This is a genomic window from Pseudoalteromonas rubra (genome assembly GCF_005886805.2).
Lineage (GTDB): Bacteria > Pseudomonadota > Gammaproteobacteria > Enterobacterales > Alteromonadaceae > Pseudoalteromonas > Pseudoalteromonas rubra_D.
Map to the genome: position 1 here is coordinate 4,018,282 of NZ_CP045429.1, position 18,124 is coordinate 4,036,405.

Genomic DNA, 18,124 nt, shown 5'->3' on the forward strand with positions numbered 1-18,124 from the left:
CTTGATGCTGGATGCGCTATACTGCAAGCAATATTATTTTGAGGTTATCCATGTTAGACATCGTACTGTATCAGCCTGAAATCCCCCCCAATACAGGTAACATCATTCGCCTGTGTGCAAACACCGGATTTTCTTTGCATTTAATTGAGCCTTTGGGCTTCGACTGGGACGACAAACGCGTCAGACGCGCCGGCCTGGATTATCACGAATTCAGTGAAGTGAAGCGCTACCCATCACTGGAAGCCTATCTGGAAGCCCGTAAACCAAATCGCGTGTTTGCCTGCACAACTAAGGGTACACGTTATCACCATGAGCCAGACTACCAGAGCGGTGATTGTCTGCTGTTTGGTCCGGAAACAAGAGGCCTACCAGAAGACCTTATTTTCTCTTTACCACCAGAGCAACGCCTGCGCATCCCGATGCGGCCCGACAGCAGGAGCATGAATTTATCCAATGCGGTTTCTGTGTTTGTGTATGAATCGTGGCGTCAGATGGGCTTTGACGGGGCTGTTTGAACACCATTACGAATGAAGCCACTCGTGAGTGGCTTCTTTTTTATCTCTAATTCAGGTTCATTTCCTGAATAATTTCATGTGCGATTGGCGGGGTCGTACTCACAGGTTTTTCATGTTTGTTGGCCTTGAGCTGACCTTTTCTGTGTTTTAACGCAGCATCCAACTTTTTAGCTGCCTGTGCGATAGCCGGATACATGACGTCATCCTCTCCTTTTACAGATATCCTGGCTCCTGAATAATTGGTGTTGATCTCAGTGTAAAATTTCTTGTGTTCCTTACTGACTATGACGTCTATCGACAACAGCGACGGGAAGTGATTAGCTACTTTGGCAAACTTTTCATCAACGTGTTGCTTAACGGCTTCTGTCATATCTACATGGTGGCCTGAAAGATTAATTTTCATAAGCGCTCCCTTTTGTTGTTTACCTATATCTAAGTATTGGAGCGAAAGACACAATTCTCAAGCAGAAATTTAAGATTTTTGTCATCAAACTGAATTTATTTGTGATAGATCACGGTTAGTGGTGTGGTGACGGAAAAGTACGCAAAGAGGCTCGCTTGCTTGATACTCGATCAGGCTGTCATTAGACAGCCTGACTTCATTTGGGCTGGTTTATTTATAAGTAAGGTATGCCTCACGCAATCTGCCAAGATTTGCGTACACATAACTACCAGACAAGCGCCCCTGGTTAAAGTAGGTACGGTCCAGCGTGATAGACGTTTCTGGGACATATCCCTTTTTGTACACCAGCGCATTGGTATCCTCACCAATACGTGTACCGACACTATGACGCCATGCCTGATTACCTTTGATCTGACCGTATTCCGACACTGCCATGTCTTTTCTCGGTGTCAGTGGAATACTGAAAGAGATACCCGCTACTTGAACATCTGTATCATAGGCAAAAATTGACACATAGCTGTCACCAAACCAGAACTTAGTCTCTGCCTTGAACCCTTTGTCCTCTTGCCAGAACTCTCCCCCAGACAAGTGGAAGGTCATATCCTGCTCTACCCAGTGATATTGATAGCCCATAACATGATAATCACGATCGCCATCAAAATCCTCATAGTCAAAGAAGCCGTAATTATTGTAAAGCTTATGGCGTCCAGACGGGCTTACCCAAGCTGTTTCGTTAATAATCCCCGTGTAATCATAGTATTCACGGAAAAAGCCAACCTGGGTTTGATTGTAAAAACCGAAGGGTAAGTCAAATGTTTGATAGAAAACAGCACGCTCTAAACCGTTTTGCTCACGACGAGATTCAAACGTATCGCCTGGTTCAAAGTCTTCAGTATCGGCAACCACCGTTTGTGCTGTTATATTGATGCCTGCACCACGCCACACAGGTATCTCAAGATCTCCTCGTAATGCCAGAGAAAAGTCGTACACCCCCAAATCTGTGGCATAAGTTGAACTGAGCGCAGGACTCAGAGTTAAGCGAGGCTTAAAGTATGGGCTATTGGCTTTTCCATCTCCAATCCAGGCAACCCCTTTTTGCGCTTCCATTGCTCCTTGACGAATAGTCAATGCAGGCGAAACACCATCGGTAATAAAACGCTTATAGTCCTGTACTTTGCCTGACAGTGCCAGTAATGGAATATCATGCTTGCTTAACTGCACAACAAAACGCGCATTATCCTGATCGATATACTGGGCTATTCTGCCAAGTACCAGACCTAATGCATCAATATCATTTCGATTGAAAACGGCATTTTCGAACCCAACAATCACACTTGGCTCACGATTCATGCCGACCTGAACATTCTCAAAGCCATCTTGCACCAAGGACTTTTTCAAAGCACGAATAGCGGAATTCAGGTCAGTGGTGTTCAAGTTCGCCACATCTTGTTGAGCAGCTGGTCGCGGGCTGTCTTCCCGCGCCGACACCGGTGCTGTCAGCTTTTCATTGGTACCTTTCAGTTTTTCCAATGTGTCAGCATTGTCGGGCGCGGCTTTAATCTCTGGATAATTACTCTGCTGCTGATCCGATAATGGCATAGAGAAATTGACACCAAAATATGTGTCTTTATCACTGTGGTCTGTATTGCTGTAAAAACGACTGGTCAGAGTCACAGTCCCTAAGTCATATAACCATGCTTTAGGGATGGTCACCCGTGCTGCGGCATTCACGGCGTCAGCATCATGTTCAAGTTGCAAAGCAAACCAGCTTAATGGTTGCCACTCAACCCCCGCAAACACACCGTCCATCATGCCAAAATCGTTTTTACTTTTAGCAATACCGCCTGAAAACCGAAAGCTATACCAATCTTTTGAAGCGACAGCAAAATAAGATTCATATTTATTGGCTGCCCCACCGATATCTCTGCCACCGATAGCCACAGAGAACCACTCTTGTGGGATCAATGGGAGCTGATATTTGGCGTTAAAAGATAAATCGCGTATCTGATTGTCGCCTAATACCTTCGCCCTAAACAAATTATCATGCATTGTGCTGGTGGCAATTTGTCCACTGATTTCCAATCCAGACCACAATCCAGCAGAAAAAATATAATTGTAGCCATCTGTGTATTTTGATCCGGCAAAATCAAGTTGGGTGTTGTAACCAATATCAACCACACCAGGATCTTTCACTTCCGCCGTCGGGATATTAACTATGCCTGTAAAACCAGCAAAATTTTGGTATTTTTCTGGTGCCTCATCAGCGACACCTGGTAATGAGAGAGTCAGCAAGCTGCTTGCCAAAATAGGAGATAATTTAGACATAGTCCTCTGTCCGATTAACAATTATAATTTTGTTTTGGAGTGCTTTAGAACACTATAACATCAAGGCAATGACTGTAGCGAGAGAAATGGAGTCATAACATCATGTTCTCACGATAACTTCACGACCTGAATTGAAGCTGTGGGGTGCTTTCATACAATCAAAAGCCCCGCTAAATACGCAGGAAAGGTATGGCAACTACAAGTTCGCTCTCATTTTAACAACCTCCATCTCCATTGATAACCTGGCATTCCATACCAAATCACAAATTCCATCTGTTGGGTTGAATCCCGTAGGTGCATCCAGCAGTAACTGACGAATTTGCTCATGCTCAAAGTTGTGACAAGCAATATCCAATGCATCCAAAAATACTTTTAACTCTTCTAATGGCAGCATCACTTCTTTTGCTGTCATTATCCGCTCATGGGACGTCTCTTCTACATTTTCACCAATCAGTAACTCTTCGTACAGCTTTTCTCCCGGACGCAGCCCTGTACACATTATCTGAATATCTCCATGCGGATTCGCGTCGCTTTTAACTTCCAGACCCGACAAATGCACCATCTTCGTTGCCAAATCTTTGATCTTAACCGACTCCCCCATATCAAGCACAAACACATCGCCCCCCTTACCCATAGCGCCTGCCTGAATAACGAGTTGCGCTGCCTCTGGTATGGTCATGAAGAAGCGTGTGATATCCGGGTGCGTCAGTGTGATTGGCCCACCTTCTTTTATCTGTCTGCGAAACAACGGGACAACTGACCCGGATGAGCCCAGTACGTTGCCAAAACGCACCATACAAAAGCGTGTTCTATGTTTTCCTCGCTCTTTATCTTGTGCAAGCCCTTGTAAGCATAGCTCAGCCATTCGCTTCGTCGTCCCCATCACATTCGTGGGCCTGACCGCTTTGTCTGTGCTCACCAGTACAAAGGTTTCTACGTTGGCATTTATGGCTGCACGTGCAGAATAATAGGTACCAAATACATTGTTACGCACCCCTTCAACAACATTGTGTTCCACCAATGGAACATGCTTATAAGCCGCTGCGTGATATACCGTTTGCACACCAAAGGAAATCATACAGGTCTCTAACCTGTTTATGTGCTGCACCGACCCCATTATTGGGATCAACTCTATCTCTAACCCTTTTGATTTTATCGCTTCGCTCAGTTCTTTTTCTATCGAATATAAAGCAAACTCGGTTAACTCAAATAATACCAACTTGGCCGGCGATTGTTTTATGATTTGGCGGCATAGCTCAGAGCCAATTGACCCACCGGCGCCTGTCACCATCACAGACTTGCCTTTAATATTTGCGTCCAGCAAATCCTGTTTAGGCGATACCGGATCGCGACCCAGTAAATCTTCTATTTCAACATCTTTTATTTCTTCTAATGTTGCCCGGCCTTCTACAATGTCGACCATACCCGGAATGGTCATCACCTCCACAGGCAAGTTTTCCAGTTGCGCCAGGATCTCTTTGCGCCGTGAACGAGATTCGCTAGGCATAGCCAGTAAGATTTTTTTGACCCTGTTACGTTCGATTAAACTGAAAATCCCCTCAAAAGCAATCACCGGGATCCCTTGTAAGATGGCACCATGTTTAGACGGGTCATCATCTATAAATGCACTGACATAATACTCTTCACCCGCCGCAATTGCTGGAGCTAACTGCCGCCCAGCCGAGCCTGCGCCATAAACCACAACCGGTGTTTTATTGACGGTCGCCAAACGGCTCACCATCGCACGCACCGCAATGCGTGAACCGCCCACAGACAGAATTAATAACCAGGCATAGATCAATGGCATGGTGCGGGGAATGGTCACATAGGTGAAGAATGATGCCATCACCAGCGCCACGGTACTTATCACAGTCCCAACTATCACCGCGCCGACAGCATGTGCGCCTACATAACGAAGCACAGCGCGATACAAGCCGACTTTGATAAACGCCAGCAAACTCACGGGCAGTAACAAACTAAGCAACAACCAGTTCTCAATAACAAAGAAAGGAGAAAAACTATCAAGCCTGACCACAAGAGCCAGCCAAAATGCACTGAAAATAAAAACGGAGTCTATTAGAAGTGTGAGCGCACGCTTTTTTGAGCGAGATGCATTAAGAAGAGAACTGAACCAACTATCCACTGTAAATCCTTGAGCCAAAGAAGTTCAATTACACAAAGTAACTATACAGTTATAGCTAATAAATATACACAGATATCTGATAACTGTCGAACTGAATTCAGCCTACGCACGAGAAAGACAGGATGAACACACCAAGAAACCTTGCAAAACTATGAGCATATTAATTAAAAAGTGCGGATTGCTTGGCAGGGAAGGATATTAAGAACGAATGCCACTGATTTATTTCCAGCGTACCAAACCCAAACTGAAGCCTGAGAACATCCGGCAGAAAAGCGGATAAATGCCAGGCCCCTGTCTGGGCAAGATAAAAGACTTACTGATAAATCTATACCTTATAGAAGTCTTTGTACCATTTTATTAAGCGTTTTACGCCTTCCTCAACACCAACCTGAGGCTTATAACCTGTTGCTTCAAACAGATCATCAGTATCGGCAAACGTTTTATAAACATCGCCTGGTTGCATTTCTCTAAAATTCTTAGCAGCCTCAATACCTAATTCGGTCTCAATTGCTCCAATGAACTCCATTAGATTAATTGGGCTACCATGGCCTATGTTATACACACTATAAGGTGCCGAACTTGATGCTGGCGTGCCAGATTCGACTTTCCAAGTTGGTTGACGAGTGGGTATTACATCAGCGATTCTAACAACGCCTTCTACGATATCATCAATATAAGTAAAGTCGCGCCACATATCACCGTTATTATTTACGTCGATAGTTTCACCTTTCAATATTTTGTTAGTGAAAATATACGGCGCCATATCAGGCCTGCCCCACGGTCCGTAAACGGTGAAAAAGCGTAATCCTGTTGTCGGCAAATCATAAAGGTGTGAGTAGCTGTGGGCCATCAACTCATTTGACTTTTTAGTAGCAGCATAAAGAGAAACAGGGTGATCAACAGAGTCGCTGGTTTCAAATGGCGTCTTTTCATTCAATCCATATACAGAACTTGATGACGCATACACTAAATGCTTCACTGCGTTATTTCTGCAACCTTCAAGAATATTCAAATGACCAACGAGGTTACTATCAGCATATGCATGCGGGTTTTCAATCGAATACCTGACTCCCGCTTGTGCAGCTAAATGAATAACGATATCGAAAGATTCATCATCGAATAATGCTGCAAGTTGCTCTCTGTTGGCAATGTCCGTTTCTATAAATCTAAAGTTTTCGTTATGCTCAATATTTGCCAAACGAGCATGCTTTAAGCTCACGTCATAGTAATCGTTCAAGTTATCGATACCAACAACCTGGTGTGCTTGCTCCAACAGCTTTTCACATACAGCGGCACCAATGAAGCCAGCTGCACCTGTTACTAAGTATTTCACTATTAATCCTTCCTAATCATTGCCAAATAAATCACGGGTATAAACTTTACTTTCGACATCTAACAACTCATTCGTCATTCTGTTAGAGATGATTACATCAGAAGACGCTTTTAACTCTTCGAGTGAACTTACAACTTTAGAGTTAAAAAACGAACTTTCTTTTAAGGTTGGTTCATAAATGATCACCTCGATCCCCTTGGCCTTAATGCGCTTCATAACACCTTGAATTGCAGAAGCCCTAAAGTTGTCGGAACCTGATTTCATCACCAATCTATAAATACCCACGACCTTTGGTTCACGCTTTATAATCGAATCCGCAATAAAATCTTTGCGCGTCGTATTTGCGTCAACAATCGCACGGATCATGTTATTTGGCACATCTTTATAATTTGCTAATAACTGTTTTGTGTCTTTTGGCAAGCAATAACCACCATAACCAAAAGATGGGTTGTTGTAATGAGACCCAATTCTCGGGTCTAAACCAACCCCTTCAATGATCTGTTTAGCATCCAGACCATGGCTTTCAGCATAACTATCCAGCTCATTAAAGTAAGCCACGCGCATAGCCAGGTAAGTGTTTGAAAACAACTTGATCGCTTCAGCTTCAGTTGCGTCAGTAAACAACACTTGTGTATCCTGTTTTTTCGCCCCTTGCTGCAGCAATTGCGCAAAAACCTTAGCTCTTTCGCTCTGCTCACCAACGATAATCCGGGATGGGTGCAAATTATCGTAAAGCGCTTTTCCTTCTCTCAAAAATTCAGGAGAGAAAATAATATTATCGACACCAAACTTTTCATTCACTGAGGCTGTGTAGCCAACCGGTACGGTTGATTTGATAACCATCGTTGCGCTAGGGTTAATTGCCAGAACATCTGCGATAACGGACTCAACGCTACTTGTATTAAAAAAGTTTGTCTCTGGATCATAATCTGTAGGTGTCGCTATGATAACGAAATCACTATCTTGCAGAGCCAACTCTTTGTTCGTAGTCGCAGTAAAGTTGATATCTTCATTCTTCAAAAAATGAGTAATCTCTGTATCAACAATGGGTGATTGCTTATCCAATAAAAGGTCAACTTTGCCTTTATCTATATCAACGGCAACAACCTCGTTATGCTGGGCCAGCAATAGCGCGTTTGACAAGCCAACATAACCTATTCCAAAGACAGTAATCTTCATCAAAAATCCATTACATTCAAAACGTTAATAAACTAAGCTAAGAGTGAGCTAACTATTTAAAACTGATAACCTTGCTCTCGCTCGCTTCTATTTTGGCATTCCATACCAAATCACAAATTCCATCTGTTGGGTTGAATCCCGTAGGTGCATCCAGCAGTAACTGACGAATTTGCTCATGCTCAAAGTTGTGACAAGCAATATCCAATGCATCCAAAAATACTTTTAACTCTTCTAATGGCAGCATCACTTCTTTTGCTGTCATTATCCGCTCATGGGACGTCTCTTCTACATTTTCACCAATCAGTAACTCTTCGTACAGCTTTTCTCCCGGACGCAGCCCTGTACACATTATCTGAATATCTCCATGCGGATTCGCGTCGCTTTTAACTTCCAGACCCGACAAATGCACCATCTTCGTTGCCAAATCTTTGATCTTAACCGACTCCCCCATATCAAGCACAAACACATCGCCCCCCTTACCCATAGCGCCTGCCTGAATAACGAGTTGCGCTGCCTCTGGTATGGTCATGAAGAAGCGTGTGATATCCGGGTGCGTCAGTGTGATTGGCCCACCTTCTTTTATCTGTCTGCGAAACAACGGGACAACTGACCCGGATGAGCCCAGTACGTTGCCAAAACGCACCATACAAAAGCGTGTTCTATGTTTTCCTCGCTCTTTATCTTGTGCAAGCCCTTGTAAGCATAGCTCAGCCATTCGCTTCGTCGTCCCCATCACATTCGTGGGCCTGACCGCTTTGTCTGTGCTCACCAGTACAAAGGTTTCTACGTTGGCATTTATGGCTGCACGTGCAGAATAATAGGTACCAAATACATTGTTACGCACCCCTTCAACAACATTGTGTTCCACCAATGGAACATGCTTATAAGCCGCTGCGTGATATACCGTTTGCACACCAAAGGAAATCATACAGGTCTCTAACCTGTTTATGTGCTGCACCGACCCCATTATTGGGATCAACTCTATCTCTAACCCTTTTGATTTTATCGCTTCGCTCAGTTCTTTTTCTATCGAATATAAAGCAAACTCGGTTAACTCAAATAATACCAACTTGGCCGGCGATTGTTTTATGATTTGGCGGCATAGCTCAGAGCCAATTGACCCACCGGCGCCTGTCACCATCACAGACTTGCCTTTAATATTTGCGTCCAGCAAATCCTGTTTAGGCGATACCGGATCGCGACCCAGTAAATCTTCTATTTCAACATCTTTTATTTCTTCTAATGTTGCCCGGCCTTCTACAATGTCGACCATACCCGGAATGGTCATCACCTCCACAGGCAAGTTTTCCAGTTGCGCCAGGATCTCTTTGCGCCGTGAACGAGATTCGCTAGGCATAGCCAGTAAGATTTTTTTGACCCTGTTACGTTCGATTAAACTGAAAATCCCCTCAAAAGCAATCACCGGGATCCCTTGTAAGATGGCACCATGTTTAGACGGGTCATCATCTATAAATGCACTGACATAATACTCTTCACCCGCCGCAATTGCTGGAGCTAACTGCCGCCCAGCCGAGCCTGCGCCATAAACCACAACCGGTGTTTTATTGACGGTCGCCAAACGGCTCACCATCGCACGCACCGCAATGCGTGAACCGCCCACAGACAGAATTAATAACCAGGCATAGATCAATGGCATGGTGCGGGGAATGGTCACATGGGTGAAGAATGATGCCATCACCAGCGCCACGGTACTTATCACAGTCCCAACTATCACCGCGCCGACAGCATGTGCGCCGACATAACGAAGCACAGCACGATACAAGCCAACATTAATAAACGCGAACAAACTCACGGGCAGTAACAAACTCAGCAACAACCAGTTTTCCATTGCAAAAAAAGGCGAAAAACTATCAAGCCTGACCACAAGAGCCAGCCAAAATGCACTGAAAATAAAAACGGAGTCTAATAGAAGTGTGAGCGCACGCTTTTTTGAGCGAGATGCATTAAGAAGAGAACGGAACCAACTATCCACTGTAAATCCTTGAGCTAACGAAGTTCAATCACAACAGTGATTGAGATACAAACAACAGGTATACACAATTATCTAACATCTGTCATTTTAGATTTGTTCATAATGGTCGTGCAAATACTTTAACAAAATTGCTTTCACAACCCCATATAACCGTTGTACTACATCTTTTGCCGGCTTTGCTATGGAAAGTATCTTCGAATTGCTACACACTTTCCTGCCAGCTATTATAGTCAACATTATCATAAATAAGCCAAAAACCACTCTGGCTAAGTACCTTCTGGCACTACCTATCTAGTTACGCAAACTGACAATTTTACGTTGACCTTATAGTCGCACCCAGCAGGTCAAAAATTTGGTTTATCAAAAGCGCCGAATTATTGCGATTTTCTGTCCAAAAACCATCCCATCACGAAAAACTACTTACCTATAAGTACACCAATTTGGTTGATGTACAAGTTGCCCTAAATACCTAAATCAAGTACTTGGTTTTAAGTCTGTAATGTTTCCAGGAATCGTGTTCGCCATTAGCAATACAGCACATTGGAACCAACAACAATTCTGAAGCAGTTTTTTGACAGATTTAAGACAGGTTATCAGCTTATGATCATTTAGCATGGCACTTGCTCCCTGTTCGCCACAATTTATTTCGACATCCCAGTCTGTTTGGACGCAATCATCTACAGATGATAACGCTTACGCGTTAAGCTACATAGCAAGATTATGCCAATAGCCCTCTACCTAAGTGGTAATAAATGCTATGCTACGAACGCCTTCATCATTATGTATGATACCACATTCCCGCCTTCGCATTCACCCTTTTAAAATCCCATTATTTCATGGTGTTATCTATCATAGATACAACACAGCAATTGCATGTAACAACCGAAGCATCCGGTTATTGCATGCTGAGCGCGGAACCCGCTCTAGCACTAGTGCAAAGCTATTTGATAGCTCAGCACTAGTCTAGGACTCATAAGCTAGCCAACTACACTCAATTGCTTAACAGTGAGTGGCAAATACGCTTAATATTATCCGTCGCTTTTCCTTCATAAATATCGAGCGAAGAAACTTGTTCTGCAGATTTTAATACCTCATCAAGTGCCGCAGGCAATTCATCCGCTGTTTGCACCCCAACTGACATTGCGAGCTTCTCGTAAGATGCAACGACGCGATAAACGGTGTTCTCTAGGGTAATCAATTGAGCACCCAGTAGAACCCCCTCCAGACCAACTGTACTCACTGCTGTGATGACAATATCAGTATGCATAAGCAATTCATGCAAATCTTCACTCGGCGGTGACACTTTAACATTTGAACATTCTGAATAATCAATATTAAAGTTAGGATGGCCTCTGAAGGTCATAGAGATTGACTCTTTGCCAGCCAATTGATTGAGCACTTTCCTGACATCATGTTCAAGCTCAGGGTCAGCTGTAACCTCTGGAAACTTTGGATGTGAAGCCGGAAGAGGCACATCAGCATACAATATGTTGACTGTACTTCTATTGCGTTTGTTGTTCTGCCACTCCGCCTTTCTGAGCTTCAGTGAGTCGAAAACTGGAGAGCCAGTGACGACCACGTCTTGCTCCGAAAATGCACTGGCATCGACAAGCTCTTTTTTCATCGCTTCATTAATTACGCAGATCTTAGATGCGACTTGTTGTTTGGCAACATCTAAGACACCGCCACCAATCCACAAGTTGTCAGCGACACAGACCGAAGGAATACCGCGTTGTTTTGCAACAAAAAGTGCGGCTCTTTCCGACCGTGGAGAGTTTGTTGCAACAACCAGGTCCGGCTTGATCACATCGAACACCCCTCCCATGAATCTTGTCGGAAAAAAACACCCTCTACCTTCTTGTTGGTATTTCTCTCTGCCTTTAGCGTCGCCATGCTCCATGAGCAACTCTTGAAAATTCACGCCCATATAGGCAATCGTTTCATCTAGATCTAAAGCATTCATGTTTGCAGACAGTTCCTTCCCCAATCTAGCGGCTTCAGAACCGATAAGCTCAGGAAAGTCAGAATATGAGAGGAAAGGAATCCCTTCCTCCTTGAGATATTCTCGCGCGCTGGTGAAGGCTAAAATCGCAACATCAAAATCATTTGTTAATGTAGGGTACAAATGCTTTATAATCTTGACGTGGCCTCCGCCATAACACACCAATAATATCTTTTTTTTCATTAGTCTAAGAACCTTCTACACCACAGTTCAAACGCCATCAGCGCCCTTATTTCTCGTGTGTTGTTTTCCCGGTCATTCACGTGGTCTTCAAACAAACGCGCGACAAAGTCATAGTTAAAGAAACCACGAGCTTGCGTTCTTGGACTAATTAACAAATCTACACACAGGTCTTTCAATGTCGTTTTAAACCAATCACCGATAGGCACCGTAAACATTTGTTTCTTCCTGTACGCCAGGTCCGTCCCTATCAGGTCTTCGACCGCTTTCTTGTAGATGTACTTTGTTTCGGAGTTTCTGAGCTTGAGCTCACCAGGCATGCTAAAAGCAAGCTCAATCAATCTATAGTCCAAAAACGGGGCGCGATTTTCAATTGAAACAGCCATACCCGTTCTGTCTGGTTTTACCAGGTTATTACCAGAAAGAAGTAGCTGAGTATCAATATAAAGGGCCTTATTAATATCATCCATATGCTGTACGTCAGAAAGCAGCGGCTCAAGCCTCTCTTTTACAACTTCTGAACGCAAATTAGATCTATACTCGTCAGTCAGTAACTGATCTAGTTTGTCTTTCGGAAATAACGTCAGCTGTTTGTGATAATCAGCATCGAAATTATGTGCTCTATTGTCTTTAAAGAAGTGCAGGTATTTATCATAGCCAGCAAACAGTTCATCGGCACCATCACCCGTCAGCACCATTTTCACATCAGCGGCAGCCATTTCTGCCACCTTATATGTAGGCATAAATGATACGTCACCATGAGGTTGGTCACAGTGATAAAGTACCTTTTCCCACAGATCCAACATATTAGGATCTACTTTCTTCAAATGATGCTCTGTAGAGAAACGAACTGCCGCCTCCTCTGCATACGGAGACTCATCGTACTTTTTATCATCAAAACCAATACTATAGGTTTTTACAGGCTCACTAAGGTGCTTTGCCATCAGGCCAACAACACTACTTGAGTCAACCCCGCCGGACAAAAACGCACCGAAAGGTACGTCTGCACGTAATCTGATCCGAACAGCATCATCAAGAATGGTGTTAAACTCTGAGATCCACTCTTGCTCTGTTTTGTTTTGAGTTTCTACTTTACTCAAATCCCACCACTTCTTCGAAGAAATGCCTTGCTCGTTTATTTCTAGGTAAGAACCGGTTTCAACATGGAATATGTTTTCGAAGATAGTTCTGGGCTGCGGAATATAGTTAAACGAGAAGAATTCCTCAATTGCTTGTGAGCAAACAGGCGGTTTATCAATAACCTTCAGTATCGATTTAATTTCAGACGAGAATACTAAACTGTTGCCATCATAGAAATAGTGCAACGGCTTTTCACCAACCCTATCTCTAATTAAATACATTGTATTTTTATTTTTATCAAAAATAGAAATGGCGAACATGCCATTGAGCTTGGAAATGCCGTCTATCCCATCACGCTCATAAAGTCGTAAAATAACTTCAGTATCGCAGTGAGTTTTACACTCAAAGCCCTGCTCGCTTAATTCATCGGCCAACTCTACGTGGTTAAAGATTTCACCATTTTGAACAACAACGATATTGCCACAGTCAGAAACAAAAGGCTGCTGACCATGCTCAATATCTAGGATCGCAAGCCTTTGGTTACCCAATGATAATTTAGGGGTAAAGTAGATTCCCTGGCCATCTGGACCTCGATGTGAGATGGCTTGCCCCATAGACTCAATTTGGTGCTCTGAATATTCTACATTTGAGAAGCTGTAGTGCCCAAAGATACCGCACATACTCAATATCCGCCTTTTACAATAACTTGTTTAACTGTTAACAGAACCAATTTGATATCCAAAATCAAATTAGAACGCTTTGCGTAATCTAGATCTAGCTCTAGCCTTTGTTGCATCGTTGCGCTTGATCTGTACATGACCTGTGCCAACCCGGTTATACCAGGTTTTACTGAATTTCTTAGCTGCCAGTCCTCGGCTGTATACTCCTTGACCTGTTGTGGGACATTTGGTCTCGGCCCAACAACACTCATATCTCCTTTAAGCACATTTAGTAACTGAGGCAGTTCATCAATACTGGTTCGTCTAATAAACTTGCCAATTTTAGTAATGCGGGGATCCCCTACTTGGGTTGAGTAACCACCTATCTTATCTGCGTTCGCAACCATAGAACGGAATTTGTACAACTTAAACGTCTTACCATTTAATCCGACCCTGTCCTGTAAATAGAACGCAGAACCACCGTCTTTTTTGATAAGAACCGCCGTAATAATGAATACGGGGAATAAAAGTACAAGGCCAATTAAGGAAGAAACTAAATCGAATAATCTTTTCACTTTTCCACCTAGCCCACAATTGCTCGAACGTTACGACAAAAAGTGTCGTGGAGCTGATTCAAACTTGTCTTATCACTGGACAACAGCTTGTCTCTGGCTGCATTCAGTGCCTTAAACTCTTCACTAAATTTATCAAGGCATAGTTCCCCATCAGTTCCCAGTGAAATCTGCTGATGAAATGCTCTGGAAAGAATTACGCCACGAGACCCCAGTCTAACATGCTCAGCCATAACCAGTTCTCCGTCAACTTCCCCGGATCCTACCCTTGCAATTCCACCGATACCAAATGGCTTCTTAAACCCGGCAAGCCGTTGCTCCAGATATCCACTTTCAAGCAACTGAAACATGAACTTTAAGCCCATCTCTAAATGCAGGTCATTCAATCCAATATGGACCTCATCTACATATTCACAGTCATCGAGTTCTTGCAAAATATTCGAGGCATCAATGGTCTCAACCAATGGGATAAACTTCGCTCGCCCAGCAATCAACTTACCAACACTTTCAATTTCAGACATTGACTTAAACATTGGCAGCATGATGATATCAGCGCCACGGTTAATCACTTCCTCGATTTCTTCAGCAGAACCACTGAAGTAAGGATTTATTCTCACCAAAAGTTCAGAGTTCTTCAATGCTGCCTTGACCGCAGAAACATCTGCAAGAGAATGATGACTGATAACCGTATCAAGATGGCCTTGCCTGGCATTTTTGCCGTTGATCTCAAGATCGACAAAAATCCGATCAACACCACAAGTATCTAACCCAGCTGCGATAACAGGATTGTTTGTTATCATCAAATATTTAAAACTATTATCCATCTTCCCTATAAGCCTTTTCTATTCTGTCACACACTTTTTCTGAGGTAAGTTGCTCTAACACGAAGTTATACGCGTTACTTTCTCTTTCTCTCATCATAGAGGGGTTATTTGACAAATATTCGATTTCTGACACCAGTGAATCTATATCATTAGGCTCGAACACTTTCCCCGCTTTTCCGTCGTTGGTCAGCTCTTTCAGGCCACTGATATCACTACCAATCCAGGTTTTTCCTAAGGCCATTGCTTCAACAATTGCATTTGGGAAAAGCTCGCCTTTGACTGAAGGTTGTGTGTAAAGATCGAAAGCCATATGATATGTTTCCGACTTCATTACTCGTCCTACAAAAACCACATGTTCCGCAACATTTAACTCATCTGCAAGTGCTTGCACACGCTCAAAATCTGCTCCATGCCCAACTAACATCAACTTATATTTACTGTCTTTTTCAAGCAGCTTAGCTAGTACTCTGACTAGCACGTCTTGTCCCTTCCAACCGGAAAACGCACCAACATGGCCTATTAAAAAGTCAGAAGGTTTAATGTTGTATTCTGCTCTGACCTTTTCTTTTGACAGTGAATTCTTATCAAAAATATTTAGATCGGCACCATTAAAAGTAACACTGATTTTCTTAGGATCTGCACCGACTCTAATCAGTTCTTTTCTCGCAAATTCGCAAACTGCGAGAAGCTTAGCTGGGTAGATCTTATATATCCAGTTTCTATATTGATGCGAAGGTCTTAGCTCAATTCCTCTCACACTTCTCACAATAGTGACTTTTCGACCAGCTAATAATGAAGCAAAGTATGCAATAAAACTACATGCTCCATTGTGTGTATGAACAACATTTATATTATTATCCTTAATAATACTCTTTATGTGGCTAACAGACTTAAAAAAGGATCCAATACCGCGTTCTAATCTAGCTAAACTAGGCACCTCAATAAATTCAAATCCATTTTCCTTTATTATATCATCCATATACCCCTTAGCGCCGGCAAAATAAGACTCATAACCTCTTTCTCGGAATTGGAGTGCGATTTTTAGAGGTTGAGTACCTGGACCATTATCTAAGTACTCGGATCTCATATGCAATACGTTCATACATCCTCATTATTTGATTATATTATTCATAAATACCGAGTAAGAATACAAGGTAAATATTCTCACTGAATGCGACTCATTGCCACTATCAAACTCTTTAAAAAGATTCGATAAGCTTTCTTTACTAATAAACTTGCTGATAAACTGACAAGAGAGTAAGTGCTTTCTTACCTTAGAGCCAAAATCACTAGAACACCAACTAGACAACGGTACTCTAAAGCCCTGCTTTTTATTTTTATACACTTCATTAGATATGTAATCAGAAAGCAACTCCCTTAGAGGGGTTTTGCCCGCACCTTTTTCGATGCAGTTTTCGGGATTATAAAACATTCTAGAAAAGTTGTACAATTCTAAGTCTAATAGTGGCACACGCCCTTCCATACTTGCAGCCATCGTAATCCGATCGCTTTTCTGTAATAACTTTCTGGAAAGGAAATTTCTTAATTCAAAACCATGAAGCTGCGATACACTCGACAGGCTTTGTTGAGTATATAAGTTATCTTTTAGATAATTATCATAGTGCGTAAATGGACCATAACTAATCCCATCCGGATAAGCCAGTTTAAGAAAAGTTGCTACTTTCTTAGAAAAATTACTTTTACTGCTTTCAAAAAACCTAACCAAGTTACTGTATAAACCTGACTTAAACACTAACTTTGGTAGGAGTTTTTCCGACAGCAACTTATGGTTCCAATACTTATGATGTGTGTAACCATAAAAAAGTTCATCGCCTCCGTCACCTAACAAGCATACTTTATAAGAATCACTTGCCTTCCTACTCAGTGCTAATAAAGGAATGGTCGCGAAATCACTGATTGGCTCATCCAACGACAGTAAAGCTTCTTCAAATAAGCTCTCCAAGTTCTCAGGATCAATCTTCACGATTTCAAGATCAATACCTAAATCCTCAGCAACGAGTTTAGCTTGAGAGCTTTCGTCGATATCGCCTTCATCAAACGCCAGGCAAAATGCTTTAATTTTCTTCGTTTTGCTGACTATACTGGCAACCAAGGATGAGTCTATCCCTCCACTTAAGAATAAACACACATCAACATCTGCATGTAACTGCCTTTCGACTGAAGACTCAACAACATCTTTAAGGCTATCTTTTTCAGAGAAAGTGGAGTTATAGACAATGCTACCCTGAGATTTCTCACTTGATAACCTTATCCAGGAGCCGTCCTTAAGCTTCCTAATATTCTTAAAAGGTGTCGTTTGCTCTAAAAACATACCTTGTTGTAGGAAGCCATATGTTGCACTATCGTCAACCTCCAACAGCTCGGGATCCATGGCGTGAATGTACTGCGCTAACGCTGTTAACTCAGAGCTGAAAATAATCAATTCATCATCTTCATAAAGATACAATGACTTGATACCCAATGGGTCAACCGCTAAAGTCAAAGAGTTATCACGCTCAGAGTGTATAGCAAACGCATACATTCCATTTAAGTCATTAAAGGACTTTTCACCACTAACTTTATATCCTGATAAAATCACTTCGGTATCGCTGTGATTAGAAAAGTTGTAGTCATGACTTGCTCTTAGTTCATTGTGGTTATAGATCTCTCCATTAAAAACGATTGTGTCACTAATATCACTTTTCATTGGTTGGATGCCCGACTCGACATCCACAATACTTAGTCTCAAGTGCCCCAGTAGTGACTTTCGGTCAGAAGAAATAAATAAGCCGTTAGAGTCTGGGCCGCGATGGTGTAAAGCCTGGAAAAAGTGTTCAGATACTTTTTCTTCCGTGGCCTGGCTGATAGAACTACTTTTACTGTATAAACCAAATATCCCGCACATAACTACCTACA

General features: G+C 42.6%; 13 protein-coding genes. 1 reads left to right on the forward strand and 12 read right to left on the reverse strand.

The window, feature by feature from the left end; all coding sequences use genetic code 11:
• Positions 1–50: 50 nt before the first annotated feature.
• Entirely contained in the window at positions 51–515 is a 465-nt protein-coding gene (trmL, locus tag CWC22_RS17255) for a tRNA (uridine(34)/cytosine(34)/5-carboxymethylaminomethyluridine(34)-2'-O)-methyltransferase TrmL (protein WP_049864429.1), read from the forward strand.
• Between the two features lie 46 nt (positions 516–561).
• On the opposite strand, the gene hpf is transcribed toward trmL, so the two are convergent.
• The 12 genes from hpf to asnB (CWC22_RS17315) all read right to left on the reverse strand — a co-directional run bounded on the left by hpf (position 562) and on the right by asnB (CWC22_RS17315) (position 18,113).
• A complete protein-coding gene (hpf, locus tag CWC22_RS17260) occupies positions 562–918 on the reverse strand; it encodes a ribosome hibernation-promoting factor, HPF/YfiA family (protein ID WP_010383567.1) in 357 nt (118 codons plus the stop codon).
• A gap of 210 nt (positions 919–1,128) precedes the next feature.
• Entirely contained in the window at positions 1,129–3,243 is a 2,115-nt protein-coding gene (locus tag CWC22_RS17265) for a YjbH domain-containing protein (protein ID WP_138539308.1), read from the reverse strand.
• Between the two features lie 196 nt (positions 3,244–3,439).
• Positions 3,440–5,386, reverse strand: coding sequence for a polysaccharide biosynthesis protein (locus CWC22_RS17270; RefSeq protein WP_125559013.1), 1,947 nt, complete (start codon positions 5,384–5,386; stop codon positions 3,440–3,442).
• Between the two features lie 325 nt (positions 5,387–5,711).
• Positions 5,712–6,719, reverse strand: a complete 1,008-nt coding sequence (locus tag CWC22_RS17275) for an NAD-dependent epimerase (RefSeq protein WP_138539759.1) — start codon at positions 6,717–6,719, stop codon at positions 5,712–5,714.
• Positions 6,720–6,731: 12 nt separating this feature from the next.
• Positions 6,732–7,898, reverse strand: coding sequence for a nucleotide sugar dehydrogenase (locus tag CWC22_RS17280; RefSeq protein ID WP_125559009.1), 1,167 nt, complete (start codon positions 7,896–7,898; stop codon positions 6,732–6,734).
• A gap of 52 nt (positions 7,899–7,950) precedes the next feature.
• Entirely contained in the window at positions 7,951–9,891 is a 1,941-nt protein-coding gene (locus CWC22_RS17285) for a polysaccharide biosynthesis protein (protein WP_125559007.1), read from the reverse strand.
• A gap of 991 nt (positions 9,892–10,882) precedes the next feature.
• Entirely contained in the window at positions 10,883–12,076 is a 1,194-nt protein-coding gene (locus CWC22_RS17290) for a UDP-N-acetylglucosamine 2-epimerase (protein ID WP_138536062.1), read from the reverse strand.
• Positions 12,076–13,833 carry an asparagine synthase (glutamine-hydrolyzing) gene (gene asnB, locus CWC22_RS17295; RefSeq protein WP_125559003.1) on the reverse strand — a complete coding sequence of 586 codons (1,758 nt, stop codon included), beginning with the start codon at positions 13,831–13,833 and terminating at the stop codon, positions 12,076–12,078. The genes CWC22_RS17290 and asnB (CWC22_RS17295) overlap by 1 nt, the downstream gene beginning before the upstream one ends.
• A 2-nt stretch (positions 13,834–13,835) precedes the next feature.
• On the reverse strand, positions 13,836–14,387 hold the full coding sequence (locus CWC22_RS17300; protein WP_125559001.1) for a sugar transferase: 552 nt from the start codon (positions 14,385–14,387) through the stop codon (positions 13,836–13,838).
• An 8-nt stretch (positions 14,388–14,395) separates the two neighbouring features.
• Positions 14,396–15,208, reverse strand: coding sequence for an aldolase/citrate lyase family protein (locus CWC22_RS17305; protein WP_125558999.1), 813 nt, complete (start codon positions 15,206–15,208; stop codon positions 14,396–14,398).
• On the reverse strand, positions 15,201–16,310 hold the full coding sequence (locus CWC22_RS17310; protein WP_138536060.1) for a glycosyltransferase family 4 protein: 1,110 nt from the start codon (positions 16,308–16,310) through the stop codon (positions 15,201–15,203). Before CWC22_RS17310 ends, CWC22_RS17305 begins: the two co-directional genes overlap by 8 nt.
• A 9-nt stretch (positions 16,311–16,319) precedes the next feature.
• The gene (gene asnB / locus CWC22_RS17315) at positions 16,320–18,113 is read right to left on the reverse strand and encodes an asparagine synthase (glutamine-hydrolyzing) (protein ID WP_125558995.1); all 1,794 of its coding nucleotides are present in this window, start codon (positions 18,111–18,113) and stop codon (positions 16,320–16,322) included.
• Positions 18,114–18,124: the final 11 nt, after the last annotated feature.

Bases quoted from the DNA above. Each gene is read 5' to 3' on its own strand.
- CWC22_RS17305 (WP_125558999.1), bottom strand. From the start codon at position 15,208: ATGGATAATAGTTTTAAATATTTGATGATAACAAACAATCCTGTTATC.
- CWC22_RS17265 (WP_138539308.1), bottom strand. From the start codon at position 3,243: ATGTCTAAATTATCTCCTATTTTGGCAAGCAGCTTGCTGACTCTCTCA.
- trmL (WP_049864429.1), top strand. From the start codon at position 51: ATGTTAGACATCGTACTGTATCAGCCTGAAATCCCCCCCAATACAGGT.
- asnB (WP_125559003.1), bottom strand. From the start codon at position 13,833: ATGTGCGGTATCTTTGGGCACTACAGCTTCTCAAATGTAGAATATTCA.
- hpf (WP_010383567.1), bottom strand. From the start codon at position 918: ATGAAAATTAATCTTTCAGGCCACCATGTAGATATGACAGAAGCCGTT.
- CWC22_RS17280 (WP_125559009.1), bottom strand. From the start codon at position 7,898: ATGAAGATTACTGTCTTTGGAATAGGTTATGTTGGCTTGTCAAACGCG.
- CWC22_RS17310 (WP_138536060.1), bottom strand. From the start codon at position 16,310: ATGAACGTATTGCATATGAGATCCGAGTACTTAGATAATGGTCCAGGT.
- asnB (WP_125558995.1), bottom strand. From the start codon at position 18,113: ATGTGCGGGATATTTGGTTTATACAGTAAAAGTAGTTCTATCAGCCAG.
- CWC22_RS17290 (WP_138536062.1), bottom strand. From the start codon at position 12,076: ATGAAAAAAAAGATATTATTGGTGTGTTATGGCGGAGGCCACGTCAAG.